Raw genomic sequence first — 26,014 nt, 5'->3', positions numbered from 1 at the left:
CTGCTACGCAGAGCCCACAAGGATGAGGAGATCATGATGAAACTGCTAAAGCCCTGTCTATTAGTGCTTTCCCTGCTTACGGGCGTGCTGCTGTCCTACGTGCCCGTCTCTTTTGTGCAGGCGCAAGACGTTGCCATGCCAAACATAACCGCCACAACACCCGCACCAACACCCGCATTAGTGCAGCCCCAACGCGATCCGAACTATGCCTGTACGCAGTGCCATAAAAAAGAGAGTGAACAGATGCATGGTAAACATGCGTCTGTGGTTAATCCCAACAATCTAGGGCCGGTGACTTGCACCAACTGTCATGGCAATCCATCAGCTCGCCATCGCGAAGGCGTTAACGATGTGATGGTGTTTACCGATGAAAACATGCCACTGGATCAACGCAACGGTGTCTGCCTGAGCTGCCACGAGCCTGACAATCTGCGTAAAACCTTCTGGGCGCACGATGTGCATGTCACCAAAACGGCCTGCACTAACTGTCATCAGTTGCATACGGCAACCGAGCCGATGATGGGGATCAGCGATAAGGCCCGTATCGGGCTGTGTGTCGACTGCCACAGCCAGCAGCATGCAGAAAAAGCGGCGTCAGTATCTGGCGTTAAGGAGTCACCATGAGCTGCTCCCGCCGCCGTTTTTTAACCGGAGTCGGTACGGGTGCGGTGATCATGATGACTAGCCCGGCCTACACACTGACCACCACGGTCGCTGACGATGGGCGTCGGTTGGGGATGTTGCATGACGAAACGGCCTGTATCGGCTGCACCGCCTGTATGGACGCCTGTCGTGAAACCAACCATGTCCCCGAGGGCGTTTCGCGCTTACAGATTGTCCGCAAAGGTCCGATTGGGGAGTTTCCCGACGCGCGTTATCACTTTTACCGTCACTCATGTCAGCACTGTGATAACGCACCTTGCGTGTTGGTCTGCCCGACTGGCGCATCCCATGTAGATCTGAAAACTGGCATTGTTGATGTCAATGCCGATCTGTGTGTCGGCTGTCAGTACTGTATCGCAGCCTGTCCGTATCGCGTGCGCTTTATCAACCCGCAAACGAAAGTGGCCGACAAGTGTGATTTTTGTCGTCATACCAATCTGGCGCGAGGTCAGCTGCCCGCTTGTGTACAAAGCTGCCCAACGCACGCCCTCACCTTCGGTGATTTGGACGATCCGAAAAGCGCTATTAACCAAAAATTACAGCAACTACCGACTTACCGTTCGAAAGCGCATCTGGGTACTGAACCCAAGATGTACCGCGTTCCTGCGCCGGGTAGCGGCGAGGAGCTAAATATCGGACGTGATGGTATACCGGCCGGTTTTGTAAACGGCAAACACAACGGGGAGATTCAGTCATGACGCTACCTGTAGATCCGTTTCACTTTCCTTCACTGGTGTGGGACTGGCCAATTGCCATTTATCTGTTCTTGCTGGGGATCTCTGCAGGAAGCGTGACCTTCGCCGTCTTGCTCAAGCGTAAATCACTGGGTGAGCAAGCATCCACACATGGCATCATCAAAGCAGCAGCTCTGCTCGGGCCCGGCGCGGTAATTTTAGGCTTGCTGATCCTGATATTTCACCTGACACGTCCGTGGACGTTCTGGAAACTGATGTTCAACTATCAGTTCAACTCGGTGATGTCGATGGGGGTAATGCTGTTTCAGATTTATATGGGCGTGTTGTTCGTCTGGCTTGGCGGTGTTTTTGCGCGCGAACTGATCACCCTGCGCCAACATTGGCTCGGCGAGCGATTGAACATACTCGATACGCTTTTGCGTGCACTACCGCGTACCGAGAAAGTCACTGAACCATTACTCCTGTTACTGGCAGTTTTGCTCGGTGCTTACACTGGCTTTTTACTCTCGGCGCTGAAAAGTTACCCCATGCTGAATAATCCGGTTCTGCCAGTGCTCTTTCTGGTCTCCGGTTTAAGCTCGGGAATCGCCAGCTGCATTGTGCTCGCCACTAGCTTATTTAAAACCCCTGCAGATGATCATGGGATTCATTTCCTACACCGCTTTGAAACGCCACTTATCTTGACTGAAGCATTGCTCCTGCTCTGCTTTTTCACCGGTCTGTGGTTCGGTGACGGACAAAAAGTGATTGCCATGACCAGTGCCATCGGCGGCGGTTTTTGGTCTAACGTGTTCTGGTTCGGCGTAGTCGGTCTAGGCTTACTCACCCCACTCATATTGGGGCGATTACTTCCGGGGAAAGGGCTGACAAAACTGCTGCTGATCGGCTGCTGTAGCCTGACCGGTATTTTGCTTCTGCGCTACTTCATTTTGTACGCCGGACAAATGACTGTCGCCTAACAAACCGTAGCCGAACAAAATGCATCTGTTACCTCATTGGTGGATCTGTATTCGGGAGTGCGCAGCACTCCCGTCCTGCTTGAATATCTCTATTGCGGAGCCGCTAAATGCTGCCTGAATTGGCTCTCATCTGTTTGCTGTTAATCCCGATTTTAGCGCTCTGGAGTGGGCTATTACCTTGGCTACCCGCCCGAAGCGGCGCAGTACGCCTCGCCCCAGCACTGAGTCTGCTGCTGGTACTATTGACCGCTACTAGCCTTCTACTGCTGGCATACAGTTTTCTCAACGATGATTTTACGTTGCGCTATGTGGCACAACACAGCAATAGCCGCTTGCCTTGGCCGTTCAAGTTGGCGGCAGTCTGGGGTGGGCATGAAGGCTCATTGCTGTTCTTCTTATTTGCACTAACACTGTGGAATCTGCGATTGTGGTTTATTGCGCAGCCGGTGGTCACGAAAATGCGTGCGCAAAGCATTATGGGCTGGCTGATTATGCTGATTAGCCTGTTTTTGCTGGCTGAAAGCAACCCTTTCACGCGCGTGTTTCCGCCCCCTTTTGAAGGTCGCGATCTCAACCCGATGTTGCAAGATATCGCGCTCATTTTACACCCGCCGCTGCTCTATCTTGGTTATGTGGGATTTGCGGCCAGCTTCGCTCTGGGGATCACCGCGCTGTGGGAACAACGCTTAGATACACAGTTAGTTAAAGAATGGCGACCACTGACACGCACCGCGTGGGGCTGGCTCACCGCGGGGATCGCTTTAGGTGCGTGGTGGGCATACCACGAGCTCGGCTGGGGCGGCTGGTGGTTCTGGGACCCCGTAGAAAACGCCTCATTACTGCCGTGGCTACTCGGTACCGCTTTACTGCATGCACAACTGGCCTTTATGCGTAATGGAAGCTTGCGCCACACGTTGATCTTATTGGCGCTGGTGACTTTTCTCATGAGCCTGCTGGGAACCTTTATTGTACGTGCGGGAATTATGGGCTCAGTACACGCCTTCAGTGCAGAAAGTGGCCGCAATAATGCACTGCTGCTGATTCTAGGCCTGAGCACTCTCGCTGCACTGCTAATCTATGGCTGGCGTAGCCCATTTTTGTCCACCAGTGACCCCATCACGCCTCAGCTATCACATCCACACTCATCCGGACGTGAAAACGGGCTACGTATCGCTGTGCTTTTGCCCGTTATCGCTGCGGTAGTAGTGATGCTCGGTACCTTTTATCCGCTTTTTTATGCGTTAAGTGGTTCAGGTGCGCTCTCTGTCGGTGCACCTTACTTTAATTTGCTGTTTGTGCCGTTAGTATTTTTATGTTTGTTAGCCCTCATCGTTTTTCCGGCCATTCGCAACGCTTCCGGCTTACCGCCAATTCGGGCTTGGCTGTGGTTATTACTCGCTTTGCCGCTAGTGTTTTGGATCAACGGCACACCTCATTGGCACACGCTTACGGCGTTTATTGGCTCACTAATGGCGGTCTGGTTAATACTGACTACCCTACAAGCACTCTGGTTCGACAAATTAAAGCGCGGACATTTAGCGCATCTGGCCTTAGCCATTACCGTCTTAGGCGCCAGCCAATTGGCCGGATATAGCCATGAGCGCGGTGCGCTGCTGAGTATTGGGCAAAGCGTATCAGTCGGCCAATATGAGCTGCGTTTAGATGCCATTACGCCCGAGCTCGGCCCTAATTTCACTGCGGAACGCTACCATCTCACTGCACTGCAAAACGGCAAAGTATTAGGGAATCTCTATCCTGAACGGCGCCATTACAGCGTGCGTGCAATGCAAATGAATGAAACCGGTATTTTGCCGCTTGGCAGCGGGGATTTATATGCCGTGCCTGGGGAAAAGCGCGCACAGCAAATCGCCTTACGGGTGGCGCACAAACCGGGAAGTCGTTGGTTATGGCTGGGTGGAATATTGCTGACTATCGCAGGGCTACTCCCCCTGCGTCGTCGTAAAACAACCGACGAATGCAATGAGGAGGCCGTATGTCCGGAATAAAACGTTGGCTTCCTCTACTGGCCGGCGGTCTGTTTTTACTGTTACTGCTATGGGCGCTTTACCCTGCGAGTTCACCAGTGACCAAGCAGACCTCAATCGGCATTCTACCCCCGTTGACGTTAACCACACTCAACGGCGAATCGCTCACAACCGATACCCTGCTCGGACAACCTTTTTTGCTCAATGTCTGGGCCAGTTGGTGCACCAATTGCCGTAAAGAGCATGCACTGCTGCAAACACTCAGCGGTCAGCTCCCCATTATCGGATTAAACTACCGTGACACGCCTGACGCTGCAAAAGGATGGCTACACAGCGTAGGCGACCCCTATTCTCGTGTTATTGATGACCAACAAGGTCAAGCTGCGTTAGCGCTTGGCGTTATCGGCACGCCGGAAAGCTGGCTGATCGGCCCACATGGTGAGGTATTAGCACGCTATGTGGGACCACTCACATCTGATATCTGGCAAACACAATTTTTGCCGCACTTATCCGCAAACCGAACAAAGGAGACTGCGCAGTGAAGCCACGCCAGCTACTTCTTATCGTTCTCTTTGCTAACGCTTTCGTTAACAACAGCTTCAGTGTTAACAGTGCACTGGCAGCCCCAAGCAAATACGTGACAACGTCACCTAATCGGATAATTTCGGAAATACCGGCAACGTCAACATCGGTAGAAAAACCTCAATCATCAGAACTCTCTCACACTCCCAAAGAGCTCGAAATTCGCTTTGCCTCACCGGAGCAAGCTGAACGCGCCAATCAGTTGGCCGCCAGTTTGCGCTGCCCATCATGTCAAAATCAAAATTTGCTGGAATCCAATTCGGTGCTAGCACGCGATCTGCAGCTCGAAGTTTTTCGGCGCGTGGCAGCCGGTGACAGTGATGATGAGATCCGCCGTAGCCTTATTGCCCGCTATGGCGATTTCGTGACTTATCGTACGCCCCTGAAAACCAGCACCTTACTGTTATGGGGCACCCCACCGCTGTTGCTACTGATCGCCGCTATACGGCTCTTTTATCGCCGCAAGCGCAAATCGCTACCGGCATTGGCTACGCATTTGTCTCAACAAACGGCAAAGACACCCGCAACATCAAGCAGCGCATCATCACTTTCCGTGCTGTTAGTCATCGTGTTGGTCGCATCGGCTATGCTCGGTGTTGGCTCCGGCTATCAGCGATTGGGGCATTGGGACGCGTGGCGTAACTGGCAAGCCAATCCCGATCCGTTACAGCATCTTGATGGCGCAGCACTGCGCAGTGCTGCGGGAGTGCGATTACATGAGCGCATCAATCAAGACCCGCGCGATAAAGAGGCATGGGCCGAACTGGCGCAGTGGCTGCTGTATCAAAACCGCTTCGACGAATCGTTGTGGGCCTACGAGCGCTTAGCTCAACTTGAGGGAGAAACTAGTGCAGCAACCTTAGCGGCGCGGGCTACCGTGATGTATTACCGCGATGGACAGCAAATGAGCGCCGCCGTTAAGCGAGAGCTCGCACAGGCGCTGACGCAAGACCCTGGTGAAGTCACGGCACTAATGCTGTTCGCCTCAGATCACTTCCTCAACGGACGCTATCGAGAAGCCACAGCACTGTGGCAGCAACTGTTAGATGAAGGCCGCCCACGACTTAATCGCGAAGCAGTAACTCAAGCATTGCAGACGGCGCGCGCACTCGGTGGACGCTAATTATCGCTATGTGTCTGAGAGCTTAGCACTATCCGCATTTTTGCCATGCCAATCAGCCAAAAACAAAGAGGGAGCCTAGCTCCCTCTCTTTGTATAAACCGGTATCACGCATCACTGCAATAATGGCTTACGCCAAAATAGCGATCAGCCCATAGGTGATGATCATCGCCAATGAACCCACAGTGGTGATCAGCGCCCAGCGTAAATTGGTATCCATATCCCTACTCCTTCTTGCTCGTGTCGTCTTGCGACAGTGTTCTTGCAACTGTGCTCTTACCGCGTTGTTAGTTCTTATAGCTCTATTAGCTATTGCTCGCTGATAGAGCTGTCCGGCTGGCTATTTGTGCTTATACATCGTCCTGACAAAGCACGAACACCACCTCACTGAGTTGTAGTTTAGCGCCTTAATCACCTTGTGTCTTTTTTGTTAATGTGCGTTTCATCACCAATAAAGAATGATACAATCACGCAACCTTATGACCAGTTTATCATCGAGAATAAATCGCCATAAATGCCATAACTAAAGAGAATGGATAATCCGGTCTTAGAACCTATCCCTGTAGGCGCTTAACACTGAATAAGAATGGACAACGGTATGCGACGGATCATTTCACTGATTACCCTCACACTGGCTTCTGCCACCAGCTTCACCGCACAAGCAGCACTGGATCAGACGTGTTTGACTGAGAAATATGCAGCATTTGTCAAAGCATCAGACAGCTGGTACGCCTCACTGCTGGGTAAAGTTACCGAACAACATCCAGATCTGGCCGAGGCCGGCAAACAGTTTCTGGCCGAACGTACCCATTACTTTGAGCGCAACTTTACTGCAGTGCGTTGGTACTTGAATCATGAGCCGGGGAAATTGGCTTTAGATAAACCGGTCAACGAATGGCTCACTCTGGATACTGCCAGTGCTGATTTACTCAGCACACAAAGCAAGGAATTTGCCGCTCAAAATGAGCAAGTTTTTAATGATCGGGTATTGAAACCCAATCCACAGAATTATGCCTTACGCGCAGCCTTTGCCGACTTGCTCACTCATCCGGAAAATGTGAAGGCCAGTCTGGAAGCATACAATAACGCGATGGAAAAAATTGAAAGTCAGGTTTGTCGCAAAGAATAAAGAGAAAAGCGTGACGATTTCATTAACCGCGATAGCGAATAACGCTGAATAAAACCCTCCTGAACCGCTATAAACATGCATCGACATGCATGCAAATAGCGGTTTTTCGCATCACATAGGTAAAAATCACACAAATTTTCTCTTTTCCGCTTCCAGAATAGATCATTCTAAGAGAAAATGATCTTTTGGATGTTCGACATCGGGCAACGTTCTGTGCAGTGGTTGGCTAAATCAGCATTTATTGTTGCGCAAATCAGCAACGGTATGCGATAAAACAGCAAACGCTTTCGTTATCATAATTGATAATTACACCAACATCGAAGACAGACAACGGTTCACCTCTGCCCGTGTCTTGATGCTCGCTCAATCAGGAGTTTCTTTTATTCATGGCAACGATCAAAGATGTCGCCAAGCTTGCGGATGTTTCTACCACCACCGTATCGCACGTGATTAATAAAACACGTTTTGTGGCGGAAGAAACACGAAACCGTGTATGGGAAGCGGTAAAAGAACTGCATTATTCACCCAGTGCGGTTGCCCGAAGCCTAAAAGTTAATCATACCAAGTCTATCGGTATGATTGTGACTACCAGTGACACCCCCTATTTTGCCGAAATTGTGCAATCGGTGGAGGAGCACTGCTACCGTAAGGGCTATACCCTGTTCCTGTGTAACTCACAGAATAACGTGGAAAAACAGCGTGCTTATCTGGCGATGCTGGCACAAAAACGTGTCGATGGCTTGCTGGTAATGTGCTCTGAGTACAACTCTCAGCTGCTGGAGCTGCTGGAAAACTATCGCACTATCCCGATGGTGGTAATGGATTGGGGCCCAACTGACAGCGCTTATACTGATCGTATTCAGGATAACAGCTTCGATGGCGGCTATCTGGCAACCAAATACCTGATTGATCGCGGCCACCGTGATATCGGTGTGATCACTGGTCAGATGAACAAAACCACCACCAAAACGCGCTATGATGGCTTCTTAAAAGCCATGAACGATGCGGGTTTGAGTGTGCGTGATGAGTGGGTTGCAGAAGGTAACTTTGAACCAGAATCCGGCCATATTGCGATGAGCCATATTCTGCAAAATGCTCAGCATCCAACCGCAGTATTCTGTTTTAACGATACAATGGCCATGGGCGCAATTTGCGCTGCCGGTGAACAAGGTCTGCGTATTCCGCAGGATATCTCGATCATCGGTTATGACAACATTCGTGATGCGCGTTTCTTCTCGCCACCATTGACTACGATTCACCAGCCAAAAGCGCGTCTGGGCGCGATGGCGTTTGATATGCTGATTGACCGCATTATCAATAAGCGTGAAGGTGGACAAGTGATTGAACTGCATCCTGAGCTGGTCGCTCGCGGCTCGGTGATTGACGGTCCACACAAAGGCTAAATAAGCAGCCACATCAATGCTGCTTAATACGTAAACAGCAAGCTTATATGAGCTTGCTGTTTTATTATCTCTCGCCCCTCTCTCGCTTCCTTTTCCTAAAAAAATCCCCACGTCCCCCTCTGGACAGATAATTACAACAACTGTATATATATACATATATTACAGGAGGTATTCTCATGCGTGTTGAAGTCTCAATTGATCGGAATCTGTCTTTACCGGCACATTTTGAACAGCGGCTCCACTCCGTTCTCAGCGAGCAGTTGAACCGTTATTTTGATGAACCTAGCGTATTGATTAAACGCGGTGCTAACGGCCTTTCCGTTTCTCGCGCCACGAAAGAAGAACGGGAAAGAGTCGAAGAGATCTTACAAGAAGTTTGGGAAAGTGCCGATGAATGGCTCGAAGAATAAATAGCATAAATTTCTGAACACTTAATTTTGTCTTAAGTATCGTTTTTTATTCTTGCTCATAACACCACATGGAGGCGTTATGAGCATATCAGGTTATTTTCCTTATTCGCTGCAGATTGCACGCAGCCGCCAACAGCAAGAGCCGCTGAAACAGTTTATTCAAGCGGCCTATACCCGTGAATTCTCTGCCTCTATCCCCCACTTTTTGCCCTTGCTGCTCGGGTTGTATGACGAGCACGATTTGCTGATTGGCGCTTGTGGCGTCAATCCTGCTGCCAGCGGCCCGCTCTATCTGGAGCACTACCTAAACGCGCCCGTTGAAGAGATCATCTCCAAGCGATTGGCCGAATCCAGTGAGCAGTCTCAATCTACCACTGACTTGCCGCACATCACACGATCACAAATTGCTGAAATCGGTAATCTGGCGGTTAGTAGCCCAGGTGATGGTCGATTACTGTTTGCCGCAATATGCCGTTTTTTACTGGCCGATGGTTACCCATGGGTGACATTTACCGGTACCCAGAAGCTGCGTAACAGTTTGCATCGCTTGCATCTGAATCCGCTGGTGTTAGCGGAAGCGCATGCCGAACAAGTGGGCAGCGATGCTGGCGCATGGGGGAATTATTACCACTGCGCACCGCAAGTGATGGCGGGGAATATCCATGATGGGCTGGAAGTATTAACTCGCATTTCGCCGTCTGTGCGCCTGATGCCTTCGCCAACCATTTCCTCGCTGATCATGCCCGGCTTTCCTCTGGTATGGGGGGCATGCTAATGGAGATGCTCCTGTTCACTACCATCCGTCAGCATGCGCAGCACTCTCCTGAGCGCATTGCACTGCAAGATGCACAGCATTCGCTGACTTACGCCCAGCTCTGGCAACGCATTCAACTGCGCGCCGCCGAGCTGCAAGCACATCACGTCCGCCGTTTAGCGATAGCACTGGATAACGGTATCGAATGGGCGCTAACCGATCTCAGTGCCTTGTATGCGGGTATTACCGTCATCCCGGTACCGCACTTCTTCTCAGCCAGCCAACAAGAATGGCTGCTGCGCACCAGTCAAACCGACAGTCTGCTGACCTCAGCCAGCAGCGATTGGTCGAGTGCCGGCATTTTAACGCCCGCGATAGATTCAGAAGATTCAGATACAGCATCTTCCACATCAGTCGGCGTTAGCTCGCCACTCAATCTGTTACAGCGTCACTTGCCACAGGATCATGCACCGCATCACCAATGCGATGGGCGCTCCATAAAGGCGGAGCGCCCCTCTCAAGTGGATGCTAAAGAGTTTACCGCTAAGATCACCTTTACCTCTGGCACAACCGGACAGCCGAAAGGCGTGTGTTTAAGCAATCAACACCTGATGCGCACGACCCAAGCACTGGCTGACGCGGTCAGCGCGCTGGATATTCAACGTCACCTGACCGTATTGCCACTGACGACGTTGCTCGAAAATATCACCGGTTTGTATGTTCCGTTATTACTTGGCGCCACGAGCCTGCTGCCATCATTAGCAGAGATTGGTTTTCAAGGCTCCAGCCGGTTAGAACCGCAACAATTTTTGCGTTGCCTGCAAACATTTCGTCCGCACAGCATGGTGTTAGTGCCGGAATTACTTCGGTTGTTATTGTCCTTAGTTCCCGCAGCCGCCGATAGCCTGAGCGAGCTGCGATTTATCGCCGTGGGCGGCGGACGGGTTGCTGCTAGTTTGTTGCAACAAGCGCAACAGCTAAACCTGCCGGTATATCAGGGCTACGGCTTATCAGAATGCGGCTCGGTCGTTTCCCTCAATACGCCACAAGAAAACTGCCTTGGCTCAGCGGGTCGTCCACTGCCGCATTGTCGTGTACGTTTGGCGGATGACGGCGAAATTCTGGTCAGTGGCGCGGTGATGCAAGGCTATTTGCTCGCCGAGCAGACTCACACAGACTCATCGAATGCGACAGAAGCAGCAAACCCTGCTGACAACGCCCCTGTCCATGTACATGAAATCGCCACCGGTGATCTGGGCTATCTAGATGACAACGGCTTTTTGCACATCACCGGACGCAAAAAGAATGTCCAGATCAACGCGTTTGGCCGCAACTTCTCCCCAGAGTGGATTGAGTCCGAAGCGCAAATTTGCCCCGCCATTCGCGCGCTGGTGCTGTATGGCGATGCCCTTCCCAGCAATGTTGCTCTGATTGATGTGATGCCGGGGCAAGAGCACGCCCTTGCCGCCCAACTCAGCGCCCTGAATCAGGGGCTGCCCGATTATGCCCAGATTTCACACTGGATTGTCGCTGAGCCGCCGCTGTCAGCGAATCCAGATTGGTTTACTCGCAACGGTCGTCCACGCCGCGACGTTATCTTTCAACACTATCAGGATCAGATAGTTCGTCTGGCCACAGGAGATGCACAATGAGCTTCTATCAGCAATTACAACAAGCCACCGCCACTGAACGGGCTCACTTACTGCAAGCTCCGATTATTGCGGCCAGCCTTAACGGTGACATCACATTAGCCCAATATCATGCATTCCTGACGCAAGCCTTTCATCATGTTCGCCACACCGTGCCATTACTGATGGCCGCCGGTAGCAGACTGACCGGTGAACAAGAGTGGCTGCGCGATGCCATTGCCGAATATATCGAAGAAGAGTTAGGCCACCAGCGCTGGATTTTGGATGACATCCGCCACAGCCACGGTGAGGCCGAAAGCGCTGAGCACTCGCGTCCTTCACTGCCCATCGAGCTGATGGTCTCATTCTTATATGACCAGATCCAACGTCATAACCCATTGAGTTTATTTGGCATGGTGTTGGTTCTGGAAGGCACCAGTGTGTCGTTAGCCACCCACGTAGCCGCGCACATCCAACAGCACCTACAGCTGCCCGCTGAAGCCATGAGCTACCTGACTTCGCATGGCGCGCTGGATCAGTCGCACTTGGTCTTTTTTGCTGGTTTGATGGACAAAATCACCGATCCACAAGATCAGGCTGACATCATCCACGCCGCGCGCGTTGTGTATCAACTGTACGGTGCGATGTTGCATCAACTCACCACCACTCGCGCCCCCTTGCCCGAGGAGATGTTGTCATGAAATTGCACAACCTGCGCATTTTGCTCACTGGTGCCAGTGGTGGTATTGGCAGTGAGCTCGCCAGACAGTTGGCAGAACAACAAAACTCGCTGATCTTACTGGGGCGCGATCTGAGCGCGCTGGAAAAATTGCGTCGATCCCTGCCAAATCCTGAGCAGCACCAGTGCTTGAGCGTGGATCTGACCGATCAACGCCAGATCTTGGCCTTGGCTAGCGCGGATGAATTGCAAGCCGGTATCGATATCCTGATCAATAACGCAGGCACCAGTCACTTCGCGTGGCTTGAAGATCAGAGCCCACATCAGATTAACGCCCAACTTTCATTGAATCTGAGCGCCCCGATACTGCTGACTCGCACACTGCTGCCGCTGCTGCATCGTCCCGGTAAAATTCTCAATGTTGGATCGAGTTTTGGTGGGATCGGCTACCCCGGTTACAGCGTATACTGCGCCGCCAAATTTGGTCTGCACGGTTTTAGTCAGGCGCTAGCCCGTGAGCTACACGGCAGTGGGATTGATGTCTGTTATATCGCCCCACGCGCCACACGCACGGATCTCAATAGCCCTGCCGTCTATGCCATGAATGCCGAACTCGGTAATCACACTGACAGTGTGGAGTCTGTCGCTGCCGCCGTGATTAACGCTTTACAAGATTCAACGCGTAGCCGCTGGCTTGGCTGGCCAGAAAAGCTGTTTGTCCGCATCAATGCCCTGCTGCCACGCGTGGTGGATCGCGCCATTGCTGCTCGCCATGCGGTGATCGCCCGTTACGCACGCCAAACGTTAGCGCCCATTTTAACGCCAACTGAGCTGCAACAGGCCGCTCTGAAGCACGATCTGAAGCATAAGGAGTCTTGAGATGAAATCAGCCTTACCTCTGCTGGCAACCCTCCTCGCTACATTCGGCGGGATCAGTCACAGCGCTGCTAACACGGCAGCGAACACCACTGCCGACACGACATTACAAACCCTGCAAACCCGCTGGGCAGAATGCCAGTATCAAACATTGACCATGAACCGTGAAAAATGCCTGACAACGCTGACTGAGCAGGCCAAGGCCGATGTCAAAAAATACCCCGAGCGCACGGATTTACTAATCTGGAGTGCCATCATCGAAAGTTCGCTCGCCGGTGATCGCGGCGGTTTAGGTGCACTGGGTTTGGTCAAGGAAGCCAAAGCCTCTTTGGAAAAAGCGTTGAAACAAAACCCGAATGCTCTCGATGGCTCCGCCTATACCAGTCTCGGCTCACTCTATTACAAAGTGCCTGGCTGGCCAGTGGGTTTTGGCGATGATGAACAGGCCGAACGTTTGCTGAAAAAAGCACTGGCGATCAACCCGAACGGTATCGATCCCAACTATTTCTACGGTGATTTTCTGTTAGAACAAGGCAATAAAGCGCAAGCCAAAGTCTACCTACAAAAAGCACTGCAAGCCCCCAATCGCCCGGGACGTGAATTGGCCGACAAAGGACGGCGGTATGAAATCCAGCAAAAACTGGATAAACTCTGAACATAGAGCATGTTAAGGATAGCAACACGACAGGAGTCAGAACCATGCGGATCTTGCTAGTAGAAGATGACCCGATGCTGGGCGATGGCATTGCTGACGGCCTACGCCAGCACGGGTTTACCGTGGACTGGCTCACTTGTGGTTTACCGGTCGCCACCACATTGGCCGCAGAATCTTTTGCGGCCGTGATCTTAGATCTGACCCTGCCCGACATCGACGGCCTACAAGTGCTGCGCCGTCTACGTCGTGACGGCAGCACCGTTCCAGTGCTGATCCTGACCGCACGCGATGCTCTGGATGACAGAGTCACTGGCCTCGATGCCGGTGCGGATGATTACCTGCCCAAACCCTTTGCCATGAAAGAGCTGATCTCGCGCTTGCGCGCGCTGGTCAGGCGCAGCAAAGGCGTCATTCAACCCGAGTTGCGCCATGGCGCGATTTGCCTGTTCCCTGAAGCGCAGCAAGCAACCTTTAACGACCAACCTGTGACACTCACTCGGCAAGAATTTCGCCTGTTAGAAGAGCTGCTACTGCACTGTGGCCGCGTGATGACCAAAGAGCTCTTGGAGCAAAGCCTGTATGGCTGGAGTGACGGCGTAGAAAGCAATGCCATCGAGGTGCATATCCATCACTTGCGCAAAAAGTTCTATCCGGAATTGATCCGCAATATTCGTGGTGTCGGTTATATCGTTGAGGCTCTGCCGAGCCGACCAGCCACCAGCACTGTTTCGCCATCGTGAGCTGATGATGATGAAAAATCGTGCCCGTTCGATTCGCCGCTTTCTGCTGACCAGCGTCTTGCTGATCGTCAGCTCCGTGCTCAGCGTCAGTGCGCTGCTCGGCTATCGTGATGCTAATCATGAAACCGAAGAGCTGTTTGATGCGCGGCTAGCCCAATCAGCCCGGATTACCTTACGTTTACTGACCCAATACCTTGAGCTGCACCCCAATATCCCCGCGGGCGGTGAGATTTATCCTGACTGGCATCCGGCTACAACAGCCTCAACCTCAACCACAGCCATAGCCATAGCACCGCGCTCGTCCAGCAGCAATGTCAGCACCAGCAAGCCGGATGACGACGAGAGTGACGAAGCAACTCCCGAAGGCCATCAGTATGAGCGCAAACTCTACTTTCAGCTCTACGATCAACACGGCGATATTTTGCTGCGCTCACCCGGCGCTCCAGACTCACGACTGTCAGCACCCCAAGCCGGTTTTGCCACCACCGATAACAACGGGAAAGCTTGGCGCACCTTTACCCTTGCCGATGCGCAACAACAGCGCTGGTTGGTGGTGGGCGAACACAGCGATATTCGCCGTGAATTAGCCGATAAAATCGCACTACGCACTATTCAGCCCCTATTACTGACCTTGCCACTGCTGCTGATCATGCTGTGGCTAGCGATTTTACACGCTCTTTCGCCACTGACACGGTTGACCAATGCCATCAGTGAGCGTCATCCGGATAACTTGCGCCCATTACAGCCGCGTGAAACCACCGATGAGTTGCAGCCGCTGATCAATGAAATCAACCGCCTTATGGCAACCGTTGAAGAGACGCTGGCGCGGGAAAAACAGTTTACGAACGAAGCGGCGCATGAATTACGCACCCCACTCGCGGTATTGGCGCTGCACTGTGAAAATGCCCTGCAAGCAGACACGCCCGCCCAGCGAGAACTGGCCATGCACAAGATGCAACTGGCGTTACAGCGTAGCGAACGCATGATCCAGCAGCTGCTCACTCTCGCCAGACTGGAAAACCAAAATGCAGTTTCGCACCACGAGGCCGTCGCCTTATTACCTTTGCTGCGCACTTGCATCGCTCAGTTAGCGCCGCTGGCCCTGCAAAAAGAGCAAGACATTGATTTTGTCTGTATCCCTGCCAATGCCGCCCCCGTTATCTGTGGTCAACCCGTTTTGCTGGACATCCTGTTTTCCAACATTTTAGATAACGCCATGCGCTATACCGGAATCGGCGGCAAAATAGATATCGTGCTGGAGCAAAAAAATGGCTCGGTTAGCGTGACAATTCAGGACAACGGCCCCGGCCTTAGCGAGGAAGCGTTACGCCGCATTTGCGAACGTTTTTATCGCGCCAACGCAGATCTGGCGCAATCCTCTTCATCCGCGGAAATCACACGCATTGGCGGTGCTGGTCTGGGGATGGCCATTGTGCAAAATATCGCGCGTCACCATGGCGCAACCTTGCAAATTACCAACCGCCCCTCAGAGACCGCAGAGCGTGATGGGCTGAGTGTTTGTCTGTCATTTTCACGTTTAGCGCTGGCCAGCAGTGAGCCAGAAAATACCGCTAACGTACCTAACACTCGCTCATCTCCCCCTCAGCTAAAGGGAAACTAAAGGGAAATTTTGCCGCTTCGCAATTCGGCCTTAAGGTTAATCACCACAAGCAGCTGACAAATAGCGTAAACGCGATATATTTACTTACCTTAACCAACGATTTTTCATCGTTAAGCACAAAAACACATACCGGATTGTCTTATTCTACTTGCATGTCGTTAATCTGATTAAAGGTGTCACAATGAAACTCTATCAGGCGCAACTTGCAGACATTCATAAACTGGCTCCGTTGTATGTCATGTATCGGCAGGAACGGCATATCCATTCGGAAATCGAGACCATTGAAGACTTCCTTCATGAGCGTCTGGCCAGAAACGATATTGTTATCTTCTACACCGAAACCGGCCAAGGTGAAGTGACCGGCTTCGTTCAGCTAAACCCGATGTTCAGTGCTGTAGAGCTCAAACGCATCTGGTTGCTGTATGACTTGTACGCTAAAGAAGAGGTGCGCGCACAAGTGACCGAACACCTGCTGGCGCGGGCGCGTCAGTTAAGTGAGGAAACGCACTCTGGCCTGATCATGCTGCACAGCCATTCTGCGGAAGGTGCTCATAATCCAGCGCTAACCGATCATTTGCGTTATATCCGCAACACCGTGATGTATGCGCACGGCGCCAAAGCCGATGATGCTCAAGATACAACCTCCGGTAACGATAAGCCGGCGGAATAATCCTCACGCACCTTAGCGTGACCCCCCCTCGGCTGACTGCACCTCACTATGTAAGTAAAGAAGTGAGTAAAAAGGTCAGCCAAAGGCTGTACAAAATTACGCGGGTTATGCCCGCGTTTTCTTATTCTTCTCCCTTTCTTCTTATTGGCCTCACTGCAACTCTCACACTCTCTGACTATGCTTTTTCGGCTGTCTTCCGTAAATTCAGCGGTGTCGCACACGCCTGCTGCATTTCTTTGAGTTTTTGGTACACTACGCAGCCTTAATGCTCATTAAAATGACCGGCAAATTCCCTTTTTATCCTGATACGAGGAAAGTTCCGTGAAAAAAAGCTGGATATCAGGCACTTTGCTCGCATGTTCGCTGAGTTTATCTGCCGCTCACGCAGAAGACACCCGCAGCGCATGGCAGCAGACACTGGAAAATGCACAGGGAACCACCGTTTATCTCAACACTGTTGCGGGCAATGCCCAGCTCAGCAACTATCTTGATTGGGCTAAAGATGAGGTGAAAAAGCGTTATAACATCACGCTGGTTCACACCGAAACGCCTAACAATACCGAAATTATCAGCCGCATCATGGCGGACAAAATTGCCGGCAAAAAGCAGCCTGGCAGCTCCGATATTATCTGGTTACATGGCAAATACTTCAGCTCACTGCGCGCGGCCGATTTGCTGTCGGGTCCTTTTGTCGATCAATTACCGAATTGGCCGGTAGTCGATCAGAGTCTGCCGGTAAAAATTGACGCCACACTGCCGACCGATGGCTACGAAGCGCCGTGGGGTCTAAATCAGCTGACCTTTATCTACGACACGGCGCGTACCGCTACACCGCCAAAAAGCGTTAAAGAGATGCTGACTTACGCGATGCAGCATCCGGGTAAAATTACCTACCCGCTGCCGAGCGATATTTATGGTCGTAATTTCCTCAAAGCGGCACTGCTGCAACTCGCGCCGACCCCGGATGTGCTGTACCGCGATGTGAAAGAAAGTGACTTCAAATTGCAAACTGCGCCGCTGTGGCAGTTTTTAGATAACTTGCACCAGTATGCGTGGAAAAATGGCAAGGCTTTCCCAGCCAATCAAGCCGAGATGCTGGCATTGCTGAAGTCTGGCGAGATTGATATGGCCATCAGCCTAAACCCCAATAGTGTGCAATACGCCATTAATAAGGGGCTGATTGCGCCAACCAGTAAAGCTTATGCACTGGATCAAGGGGCCATTACTCGCGCACATTTTTTGGCTATCCCCTTTAATGCACCGTCTCCGGATGCAGCTAAAGTGGTGATTAACTTTTTGATGTCGCCAGAAGCGCAGGCGCGCAAGGAAGACCCTGCATTGTGGGGAGATCCTACCATCCTCAATATTTCTGCATTAGGGATGGAAAAAGCACGCTTTAGCGAACATAAGCCGCTGTTTAAAATTCTGCCCGAGCCGCACCCGTCTTGGGAAGATGCGCTAGAAGCCGAATGGCAACGCCGCTATGGCGCACAAGGCGCAACAGTTTCGCCTTAAGCGCAAGGCTTTGTATTACACGCAAGACTCGCGTTAAAAATAACGATGACCACAAGCCCGTGACCATAATCTGGTAGCGGGCTTTGTTTTTATTGCGCTTTTACCGTGCGGTTTACGATGCCCTATCACACCGAGCGAGACAACCACTCGCGATTTAGAGTATCGGTATCGCCCAGATAATCGAGCAACCACTGAATCGCAGGCGATGAGTCTTGCCGACGCCATGCCACACAGCAGCGGCTATCCGGCGTATGACTTTCCACTGTCCGCTCCACCAAACGCCCTGAGTCCAGCAGCGGCAGCGCCATATGCTCCGGCATCACCCCAACACCAAGGCCGGCGCAGAAACAATCGGTAGCGGCATACCAATCGGGAACCACCAATCGCCGCTGGTTATCCAGCAACCAGGTAGTTCGTTTCGGCAACAGACGTGAGGTGTCCTCCAAACAAATCGACGGGTAGCGACTCAGCAAGGCATCGGTCAGGGGTTGCGGCTCATTTACCACCGGATGGTCGGGGCTGACCACAAAGCGCCACGACATACTGCCCATATCCCGATAATCAAAACTCCCACCGACCGGAATGGCGCTGGTCGCCCCGATCCCCACATCGGCACGGCCATCCACCAGCGCATCCCACACGCCGTTGAACACTTCCATGCTGATCAGTAGCTCCATATCGGGAAACGCTCGATAAAAGTCAGCGACCAAATGTCGTACCCGATCAGCGCGCACAATATTATCCAGCGCGATGGATAACTGCCCTCGCCAACCATTTGCCACCAGCTGACAACGATGTCGAATCCCGCTCATGCGCTTGAGTGTTTCTCGCGCTTCCGAGACAAACGTTTGCCCTGCCGGAGTGAGCACCACATCGCGATGTCTTCTTTCAAAAATAACGACAGCAAGCCACTCTTCTAACTGCCTAACGGTGTAACTGATGGCCGAAGGAACACGGTGTAATTCCTGCGCCGCAGCGCTAAAACTGCCCGTTCTGGCTACAGATTCAACAACTTGCAGGGTATATTCTGACCACATAGATTTGCCATCAAATTTTTTGAATGGAATAGACAAATATTAGCGTTTTACAGCCGAAACGTCACTCAGTAGACTCCGCGACAGACTATCAGGTCCAAACCATAACAAACATACAAAAGGACAGATGATGAAATCTTCCCTAGGTTTTACCGCATATCTGGCCGGTCTGAGCATGTTGGGCTTTCTTGCCACCGACATGTACTTGCCGGCATTTGACGCCATGCAAACCTCGCTTGGCGCCAACGCCAGTGCGATCGGTGCTACGCTGAGTATCTTCTTAGCCGGTTTTGCCGTCGCGCAGCTGGTGTGGGGGCCGCTGTCAGACCGCTTAGGTCGTCGCCCAATCCTGCTGGCCGGTATTTTGCTGTTTACACTGGCTAGCTTTGGCTGCGTTTTCGTCACCTCCGCGACACAACTGCTGGTTCTGCGCTTTATTCAGGCCGTGGGCGTGTGTGCTGCTGCGGTGAGCTGGCAGGCGCTGGTGGTTGACCGTTTTGAAGGCAACGAAGCCAACCGTATGTTCGCGACTATCATGCCACTGGTGGCCTTGTCTCCGGCACTGGCGCCGTTAGTCGGTGTATGGTTGCTGGAGCACTTCTCATGGCGCGCCATCTTTGTGGTACTGGGTCTGACCGGTATTTTGTTGATGCTGTGCACCCTGCGTATTCAAGCTCGCGGCGCGCAACCGGCTAATGAGCAAGCGGTGGGTTATTTCCGCATGCTGACCTCACGCGTGTTCTCCGGTAACGTGCTGATCTTCGCGGCTTGCTCTGCGGCCTTCTTTGCGTGGTTGACCGGCTCACCGTTTATTCTGGGTGAATTAGGCTACGGTCCACGTGATATTGGCTTGAGCTACATTCCACAGACCATCGCGTTCTTGGCTGGTGGTTATGGCTGCCGCACCCTGTTAGCGCGGACAACTGGCGAGAAAATGCTGCCGTGGTTACTGGCGCTGTTCGTGCTGAGCGTGGTGGGTATGTTCGTGATCCCGTTCACCGGCCATGTCACCTTAGTGCTGCTGATGATCCCATTCTGCTTGCTGGCAGTGGCCAACGGTGCGATTTACCCGATTGTAGTGGCGAATGCGCTGGGTGCTTGGAAAGAGCACACCGGTAAAGCCGCCGCGCTGCAAAACGCGCTGCAGCTGGGCCTGAGCTTCTTGGGCAGTATGTTGGTTTCTTGGCGTGCTGATGATGCCCTGCAAGCCACCACGCAAACCATGCTGCTGATGGCCGGTCTGGTGATTGTCGGTTACTTTGTCCAGAGCGTTCGTGCTCGTCAGGCGGCACTAGAGCCACATCAGGCTCAATCTTAATTGTTAGGTTTCGCTGTCAGCGAGCCAGCCTGATTAAGAACACAACCAAAAAGCAGGGAATTATCCCTGCTTTTTTTCGATCTCAAAACCGAAACTAAAATCCGAAGCTAAAAACCGAAACAGATTCGCCCCTAGTTAAACTCCTAAACGTTACCCTGTCACTGATTTCTAGTTCGCCGCTAATTATTCAATCTCGATGTTCTTTTAATTTATGCTGTGTTATGCCGCCGGGATCGCCTGTTCTTGTGGTAAACAGACATCCACCTCCGGCCAATAGTGCTCGGTGTGCCTCGCTAACAAAGTACCCTGCTCAATGAGGTGGGCCAAACGCATCAGCAAAAACTCATGCCCAGGAGAATCACTCAAACATGCCGATGCTCTGGCCACCAGCATCAACGCTTTATTCCATCCCTCGTCTGCAGCATTGAGCAAAACCGCATCATAAAAACTCTCTGGCGCGCTGATAATTCTCCCCTCACTGCGATAGCGAAGTGGCTCATTATCCGCTTCCAATTGTTGCCACAATCGAGTCGCGGCCTGAATATCCGCCGCGGTCACCGGCTCAGCATGCAGCTCACACTCAGCAAGATGCGCAGCCGCTAGATATTGCGCCGTATAAGGCAACGTCGCGCCGCTACTTGTTCGGCCACGAGCGGCATAGCGCACAACGTGGAATAACCCTGCCTGCTGTGGCGGCACATGGCGCAACAGCTGACAACGCATCAACTCATCTTGCAGTGAATCCGAGCACCATAACCAGACCGGTGACTCATGTGCCAACCATTGCGGCAGCATGTCCAGTGGACGCTGCATATTATTCAGCACCAGACTCAGTTCATACGGGGTGAACGGAAACGCGGGTTTGCCACGCATCAACTCACGCCAATAGTGTCGACGATCCAGTGACAGCCGACCATGGCACAGGGCATCGCCGAACAAGACCACTTTGTCTTGATGACGCCCCTGACGTCGTAACATATCCCGCAATACTGACGCGCAGTGGTGCTCAGAAATGATATGCATGTTTTCTGTAACCATCTGGCGATCCGCCCTCTCATTCCAAACCGTAAGTAACCCTTTGACTGGTTATACGACAGGATAGTTGTATGTAAAAACAATGGAATGAGAGATTAGTTAAAAAAAAGACTGCCAGAGGCAGTCTTTTATTCTAAATTGATAGCTTAATCACAAATACTGGCCGGCACGCAGCGCTTCAATACGCTTGTCTAGTGAAGGATGGCTCATAAACAGCTCGCTAAAGCTCTTCTTACCGCCATTGATACCGAAGGCCATCATGGAGCCCTGCATTTGCGGCTCATAGCTGGTTTTCAGACGCTCCAGCGCCGCCACCATCTTGTCACGGCCCACTAATTTGGCAGAGCCCGCATCAGCATGGAATTCGCGGTAACGGGAGAACCACATCGCGATAATGCTCGCCAAAATACCGAACACCAACTCCAGCACCATGCTAACCGCAAAGTAGATCATCGGGTTACCGTTGCTGCTCTCTTCCTCATCGCTGTTAGACAGGAAGCCTGCAGCGACTTGGGCGATGATACGAGAGATAAAGATCACAAAGGTGTTCAGCACGCCCTGAATCAGGGTCATGGTCACCATGTCACCGTTCGCCACGTGGCTCACTTCGTGTGCCAGCACCGCTTCCGCTTCATCACGGGTCATGTTCTGCAACAAGCCGGAGCTTACCGCTACCAGCGAGTTATTACGGCTTGGACCTGTGGCAAACGCGTTAATGTCCATCGATGGATAAATCGCCACCTGTGGCATGGCAATACCAGATTGCTGCGCCTGATGACGGATAGTTTCGACCAACCAACGCTCCACTTCGTTGGACGGCTGCTCAATCACCTCTCCCCCGACGGAACGCAGAGCCATCCACTTGGAGAGCATCAGAGAGACCAGTGAACCACCGAAGCCGAACAAGCCGGCCATAATCGCCAGACCGGCAACACTGCTGGACTGAATACCGGTCAGACTCAACACCAAACCAAAGACCAGCATCACTGCCAGGTTGGTTAATAAAAACAATGCAATACGCATCATAACTGCTACTTCCTTAGACTCTCAGTTAGGGGGAGTTGATGGGATAATATGGGATGAATGTCATCTTTCAAGGGGTGATGACATATTTTTTTGCATTTTACCGATCTATATCAATGCAAAAGTGCGCACAACTAGACGTGCATCACGTTATCTTCAAATGAAATGAGCTATGTCACGCTCTACGACTATAGTCTTATTGCCGAAGCACGCTCGGTGCACGATAGTTATGGATACCGATACTATTCATGCCAGCGTGAGCATCACTCATCTTGCTGGCATGCTTGAACCGTTTGCACTCGCCTCTCTTCGTGCGCTTCTTGATGAGAACTTACTCGTAAAAGATAGCCGCAAAAGATAGCCGATACACAGTGTATGGAATACTGAATAAGGAGCAGATTATGGCAGACAAAGAGAACTATCTGGTTGCGATCGATATTTTGCGCTGCCATCTGGGGAAAAGTTACGAAGAAGCCTGCGAAGTCCTTGGACTAGACGCGGGTGTTGGACACCGCCTTCGAGAACAATCCACCGGATCTGACAACGGATACACCGCCTCTGCCGAGTGATCACCCACAAGAGTGATACTCACCTCCCCCAGAGATTAGCTTCACAATAAAAAACACCGCTCACAAGAGCGGTGTTTTTTTATGTCACTCAATCAGCATCAGAGCCTGTTTATTCTGCTCTGCATGTATAACTACTTAACCCAGCTTAACCCAGCAATGGTGTTAAATCGATATACTTACCCAATTGTTGTTTTTCTGGGCGAGAAATATACGGAATTTCACCCAGCTGTGGAGCCGGCATCCGGCAACGCAATGTCTGGATAATCTCGGCATAATGCATCAAGCATGGGTTGACGCGATTTGCCACCCATCCCACCAGCTCCAGACCATCATTTGCGATACTCTGCGCAGTTAAAATGGCATGATTCAAACAACCTAACTTGATACCAACCACCATGATGACCGGCATGCGTTCAGCAATAACCCACTCATTTAAACTTTGCGTGTCAGATACGGGGACTTGCCAACCGCCACACCCTTCCACCAATACGCAATCGGCTTGTTGCTCTAACGCTCGCAGACCTTGGCTCAGGTGGTCAAACTCAATATTGATACCATCAATTTTGGCCGCAATGTGCGGTGAGGCCGGTTCACGCAATGCAATCGGGTTAACCTGCGCATAGCTCAGTTCAACATTTGCGGATTGCTGCAATACCAACGCATCCGAATTGCGCAGCCCTTCGGCAGTTTCAGTACAGCCTGATGCAATTGGCTTGTAGCCTGCTACTTTACGTCCCATTCCAGCAGCAGCCTGCATTAACGCACGGCTTGCCACTGTCTTTCCTACTTCAGTGTCAGTGCCGGTAATAAAAAAACGTTCACTCATTAACAATCACTCCACAACAGACCTCATAGCTGGCTGGAAGCATGGTCTGATGTTCAAATCTATCGCGATAGCGTTGTTCCAGTTCAGCCAGTTGTTGCTTACCGCCAAGCCCGGGATTCCGTTCACCGTGCCGGTGGTTGGCGCCGATAGCCTTCAGGTCTCGCATTAAAGCAACAACACTGGGATACATCACTTTTTTGTGGGAGAAGTTTAGGTGATAGTGCCGAATGCCTGCTTGCGCCAGCGCAATATTTACTTCGTTTTTACACAAAAAGTGATTTATGTGCTTTTGCTGATCCAATCCCTTCCAAGCGGCTTGTAATTCATGCAACGTGCCTTGCAATAGCGTACTGAATAAAATCAACCCACCCAGTTTGGTCACCCTTTGACACTCTCGCAGCACCGTTGCCAAATCATCACTCCACTGCATCGCCAAACTGGAAAAGCAGTAGTCGACACTGGCATCCGCTAACGGTAATGCCTCCATATCGGCACAAATATAGCTCGATGCCCGTCCTTCACTACGGGCAAAATCCAGCATGCCCTCGGCCAAATCTAGCGCGATCACGTGCAATCCGCGTTCGCGCCATAACTGGCAGAAATAGCCAGTGCCACTGCCGATATCCAGTAAAATCGGCTCGTTTAATTTAGTCAGCACAGGAAGCGATGCCATCTGCATCAACTCATGCCCGACTTCACGCTGCAAAGCCGCAGCACTGTCATAACTTCCTGCGGCACGACTAAAGCGGCTAGCAATTTGCTCCTTGTGCGCTGAAGGCGTTGACAGAAGATCCGGAGTCAATGTCATCGTTAATGGCTTATTCACGGCATGTCTCTTTGTGCAAGTTACAAGTTGCAGCATCATGCAGCGCTGCTAATAGCTGTCCGACATCATCGTGACTGTGCGCGGCGGTCAAGGTGATACGCAGGCGGGCAGTACCTGGCGGTACCGTTGGCGGACGGATGGCCGGCGCCCAAATACCGCGCTGTTGCAGATAACGCGCCAGCTGCAAAGCCTGTTTATTATCACCAATCACTAACGGCTGGATCGGCGTAGTGGAGGCTAACAAGTGATACGGTAAATCAGCGCACCCGTCACGAAACTGAGCAATCAGCGCCTTGAGATGCGCACGTTCATCTTCTGCCTGTTGTAAAACCTGCAACGCCGCTGACAACGCACATGCCTGTGCGGGCGGCATCGCCGTGCTATAAATCAAATGCCGCGAATATTGCACCAGATAATCCGCTACAACCTGCGAGCACAATACCGCCGCCCCGCTCACGCCCCATGCTTTGCCAAACGTCACCACCTGCAAATGCGGACGCACACCTGCCGCCATGCAACTGCCTTGCCCTTGTGGCCCCACGATACCAGTTCCGTGGGCATCATCCACCAGCAACCAAGCACCATGACGCTCAGCCAGCGCATGAATGTCACGCAGCGGCGCCTGATCGCCATCCATACTGAACACGCCTTCAGTCACCACCAGACAGCGCGCATCCGGTGGCGTTCCTTGCAGTAATCCCGATAAGGAATCAAGATCATTGTGACGAAAACGGCGTAGCGTGGCCGGCGATAACATGGCGGCTTCCAGCAACGAGGCATGCGTCAGTTTATCGGCGAGGATCAGATCACCTGCAGCGCACAAGGCGTGAATTACCGCCTGATTGGCGCTAAAACCACTGACAAACAGCAGCGCTCGTTCGTATCCCAGCCACTCGGCTAATTCTTGTTCTAGATTGGCATGCGCCTCGGTATAGCCAGACACGTGCCCAGACGCACCACTGCCGACGCCATAGCGTTTGGCCCCCTCTTGCCATGCCGCCACAATCTGCGGATGCTGGCTCAAGCCAAGATAATCATTAGCGGCGAAATTGAGCAGTTTCTGAGTCGCCGAAACCTCATTCTGGCTCACCGCCACCTGACTGCGACTACCGCTGTGATTAACCACACGCTCGCGCCACAGCCCTTGCGTGCGTCGCTCATCCAGCGCAGCTTGCAGTGAACTTTCCCACGGGGACGGTATCGAGCATGGTGCGCTGTGCTCCCCGTGATGCGGCTCACACGGCTCTTGAGCTAAGTGATGTTGTTCTTGCATTAACTGTTTGTCCTGCCTGTTCCGCT

The 26,014-nt window shown here is 52.1% G+C and carries 26 protein-coding genes and 1 pseudogene; 20 read left to right on the top strand and 7 right to left on the bottom strand.

Features of this window, described 5'->3' with window-relative positions; all coding sequences use genetic code 11:
• Nucleotides 1-36: 36 nt before the first annotated feature.
• The 6 genes and pseudogenes from nrfB (at nt 37) to L975_RS10215 (ending at nt 6,007) form a co-directional block, all read left to right on the top strand.
• Nucleotides 37-624: a cytochrome c nitrite reductase pentaheme subunit gene (nrfB, locus tag L975_RS10240; RefSeq protein ID WP_047708641.1), complete on the top strand. Its 588-nt coding sequence runs from the start codon at nt 37-39 to the stop codon at nt 622-624.
• A pseudogene (locus tag L975_RS10235) lies at nt 621-1,268 on the top strand (4Fe-4S dicluster domain-containing protein); the annotation flags it as partial. The gene nrfB and the pseudogene L975_RS10235, both read left to right, overlap by 4 nt.
• A gap of 89 nt (nt 1,269-1,357) precedes the next feature.
• Entirely contained in the window at nt 1,358-2,317 is a 960-nt protein-coding gene (gene nrfD, locus L975_RS10230) for a cytochrome c nitrite reductase subunit NrfD (RefSeq protein WP_047708502.1), read from the top strand.
• A 107-nt stretch (nt 2,318-2,424) separates the two neighbouring features.
• Nucleotides 2,425-4,323: a heme lyase CcmF/NrfE family subunit gene (locus L975_RS10225; RefSeq protein ID WP_047708500.1), complete on the top strand. Its 1,899-nt coding sequence runs from the start codon at nt 2,425-2,427 to the stop codon at nt 4,321-4,323.
• Nucleotides 4,311-4,844, top strand: coding sequence for a DsbE family thiol:disulfide interchange protein (locus L975_RS10220; RefSeq protein WP_047708498.1), 534 nt, complete (start codon nt 4,311-4,313; stop codon nt 4,842-4,844). Before L975_RS10225 ends, L975_RS10220 begins: the two co-directional genes overlap by 13 nt.
• The gene (locus L975_RS10215) at nt 4,841-6,007 is read left to right on the top strand and encodes a cytochrome c-type biogenesis protein CcmH (RefSeq protein WP_072033061.1); all 1,167 of its coding nucleotides are present in this window, start codon (nt 4,841-4,843) and stop codon (nt 6,005-6,007) included. The genes L975_RS10220 and L975_RS10215 overlap by 4 nt, the downstream gene beginning before the upstream one ends.
• Before the next feature lie 127 nt (nt 6,008-6,134).
• Here the strand turns inward: L975_RS10215 and L975_RS18170 are convergent, their stop codons facing one another.
• Complete coding sequence (locus tag L975_RS18170; RefSeq protein WP_106910750.1) at nt 6,135-6,224, bottom strand: YnhF family membrane protein; 90 nt, start codon at nt 6,222-6,224, stop codon at nt 6,135-6,137.
• A 378-nt stretch (nt 6,225-6,602) separates the two neighbouring features.
• Between L975_RS18170 and L975_RS10210 the strand changes: the two genes are divergently transcribed.
• From L975_RS10210 to L975_RS10155, 12 genes are all read left to right on the top strand, one after another.
• Nucleotides 6,603-7,133, top strand: coding sequence for a hypothetical protein (locus L975_RS10210; RefSeq protein ID WP_047708638.1), 531 nt, complete (start codon nt 6,603-6,605; stop codon nt 7,131-7,133).
• A 386-nt stretch (nt 7,134-7,519) separates the two neighbouring features.
• The gene (purR, locus tag L975_RS10205) at nt 7,520-8,536 is read left to right on the top strand and encodes an HTH-type transcriptional repressor PurR (RefSeq protein ID WP_010863654.1); all 1,017 of its coding nucleotides are present in this window, start codon (nt 7,520-7,522) and stop codon (nt 8,534-8,536) included.
• A 176-nt stretch (nt 8,537-8,712) separates the two neighbouring features.
• Nucleotides 8,713-8,946, top strand: a complete 234-nt coding sequence (locus L975_RS10200) for a DinI-like family protein (protein WP_010863655.1) — start codon at nt 8,713-8,715, stop codon at nt 8,944-8,946.
• Nucleotides 8,947-9,025: 79 nt separating this feature from the next.
• A complete protein-coding gene (locus L975_RS10195; protein ID WP_052181400.1) occupies nt 9,026-9,721 on the top strand; it encodes a thermostable hemolysin in 696 nt (231 codons plus the stop codon).
• A complete protein-coding gene (locus L975_RS10190) occupies nt 9,721-11,352 on the top strand; it encodes an AMP-binding protein (protein WP_230400803.1) in 1,632 nt (543 codons plus the stop codon). The genes L975_RS10195 and L975_RS10190 overlap by 1 nt, the downstream gene beginning before the upstream one ends.
• Nucleotides 11,349-12,029 (top strand): TenA family transcriptional regulator, encoded by a 681-nt coding sequence (locus tag L975_RS10185; RefSeq protein ID WP_047708495.1) that lies wholly within the window; start codon nt 11,349-11,351, stop codon nt 12,027-12,029. Before L975_RS10190 ends, L975_RS10185 begins: the two co-directional genes overlap by 4 nt.
• Complete coding sequence (locus L975_RS10180; protein ID WP_072033060.1) at nt 12,026-12,886, top strand: SDR family oxidoreductase; 861 nt, start codon at nt 12,026-12,028, stop codon at nt 12,884-12,886. The genes L975_RS10185 and L975_RS10180 overlap by 4 nt, the downstream gene beginning before the upstream one ends.
• A gap of 1 nt (nt 12,887) precedes the next feature.
• Entirely contained in the window at nt 12,888-13,538 is a 651-nt protein-coding gene (locus L975_RS10175; RefSeq protein WP_081995665.1) for a tetratricopeptide repeat protein, read from the top strand.
• 44 nt (nt 13,539-13,582) lie between these two features.
• On the top strand, nt 13,583-14,278 hold the full coding sequence (locus L975_RS10170; RefSeq protein WP_047708493.1) for a response regulator: 696 nt from the start codon (nt 13,583-13,585) through the stop codon (nt 14,276-14,278).
• Nucleotides 14,279-14,285: 7 nt separating this feature from the next.
• Nucleotides 14,286-15,899, top strand: coding sequence for an ATP-binding protein (locus tag L975_RS10165; protein WP_052181399.1), 1,614 nt, complete (start codon nt 14,286-14,288; stop codon nt 15,897-15,899).
• 181 nt (nt 15,900-16,080) lie between these two features.
• Nucleotides 16,081-16,569, top strand: a complete 489-nt coding sequence (locus L975_RS10160; protein WP_010863663.1) for a hypothetical protein — start codon at nt 16,081-16,083, stop codon at nt 16,567-16,569.
• 321 nt (nt 16,570-16,890) lie between these two features.
• Entirely contained in the window at nt 16,891-18,084 is a 1,194-nt protein-coding gene (locus L975_RS10155) for an ABC transporter substrate-binding protein (protein ID WP_010863664.1), read from the top strand.
• Nucleotides 18,085-18,209: 125 nt separating this feature from the next.
• On the opposite strand, the gene punR is transcribed toward L975_RS10155, so the two are convergent.
• Nucleotides 18,210-19,121, bottom strand: a complete 912-nt coding sequence (punR, locus tag L975_RS10150; RefSeq protein WP_010863665.1) for a DNA-binding transcriptional activator PunR — start codon at nt 19,119-19,121, stop codon at nt 18,210-18,212.
• A gap of 127 nt (nt 19,122-19,248) precedes the next feature.
• On the opposite strand from punR, the gene punC reads away from it, so the two are divergent.
• Complete coding sequence (gene punC / locus L975_RS10145) at nt 19,249-20,436, top strand: purine nucleoside transporter PunC (protein WP_010863666.1); 1,188 nt, start codon at nt 19,249-19,251, stop codon at nt 20,434-20,436.
• A gap of 219 nt (nt 20,437-20,655) precedes the next feature.
• Here the strand turns inward: punC and L975_RS10140 are convergent, their stop codons facing one another.
• Both L975_RS10140 and htpX read right to left on the bottom strand, forming a co-directional pair.
• Nucleotides 20,656-21,474 carry a DUF3658 domain-containing protein gene (locus L975_RS10140; protein WP_047708491.1) on the bottom strand — a complete coding sequence of 273 codons (819 nt, stop codon included), beginning with the start codon at nt 21,472-21,474 and terminating at the stop codon, nt 20,656-20,658.
• 147 nt (nt 21,475-21,621) lie between these two features.
• Entirely contained in the window at nt 21,622-22,497 is an 876-nt protein-coding gene (gene htpX, locus L975_RS10135; protein ID WP_010863668.1) for a protease HtpX, read from the bottom strand.
• A gap of 398 nt (nt 22,498-22,895) precedes the next feature.
• On the opposite strand from htpX, the gene L975_RS18345 reads away from it, so the two are divergent.
• Complete coding sequence (locus L975_RS18345) at nt 22,896-23,063, top strand: hypothetical protein (protein WP_165807605.1); 168 nt, start codon at nt 22,896-22,898, stop codon at nt 23,061-23,063.
• A 145-nt stretch (nt 23,064-23,208) separates the two neighbouring features.
• Here L975_RS18345 and bioD read toward each other — a convergent pair whose 3' ends face one another.
• From bioD to bioF, 3 genes are read right to left on the bottom strand one after another with little or no spacing between them, the layout of a single operon-like run.
• Nucleotides 23,209-23,889: a dethiobiotin synthase gene (bioD, locus tag L975_RS10125; protein ID WP_047708490.1), complete on the bottom strand. Its 681-nt coding sequence runs from the start codon at nt 23,887-23,889 to the stop codon at nt 23,209-23,211.
• Nucleotides 23,882-24,715 carry a malonyl-ACP O-methyltransferase BioC gene (bioC, locus tag L975_RS10120; protein ID WP_052181398.1) on the bottom strand — a complete coding sequence of 278 codons (834 nt, stop codon included), beginning with the start codon at nt 24,713-24,715 and terminating at the stop codon, nt 23,882-23,884. Before bioC ends, bioD begins: the two co-directional genes overlap by 8 nt.
• Nucleotides 24,708-25,988, bottom strand: a complete 1,281-nt coding sequence (bioF, locus tag L975_RS10115) for an 8-amino-7-oxononanoate synthase (RefSeq protein ID WP_081995664.1) — start codon at nt 25,986-25,988, stop codon at nt 24,708-24,710. Before bioF ends, bioC begins: the two co-directional genes overlap by 8 nt.
• Nucleotides 25,989-26,014: the final 26 nt, after the last annotated feature.

It is taken from the genome of Plesiomonas sp. ZOR0011, assembly GCF_000800945.1.
GTDB lineage: Bacteria > Pseudomonadota > Gammaproteobacteria > Enterobacterales > CAMTGL01 > Plesiomonas > Plesiomonas shigelloides.
Note: the sequence above shows the minus strand (reverse complement) of the source record. Positions and strands in the feature narration are given on the sequence as shown.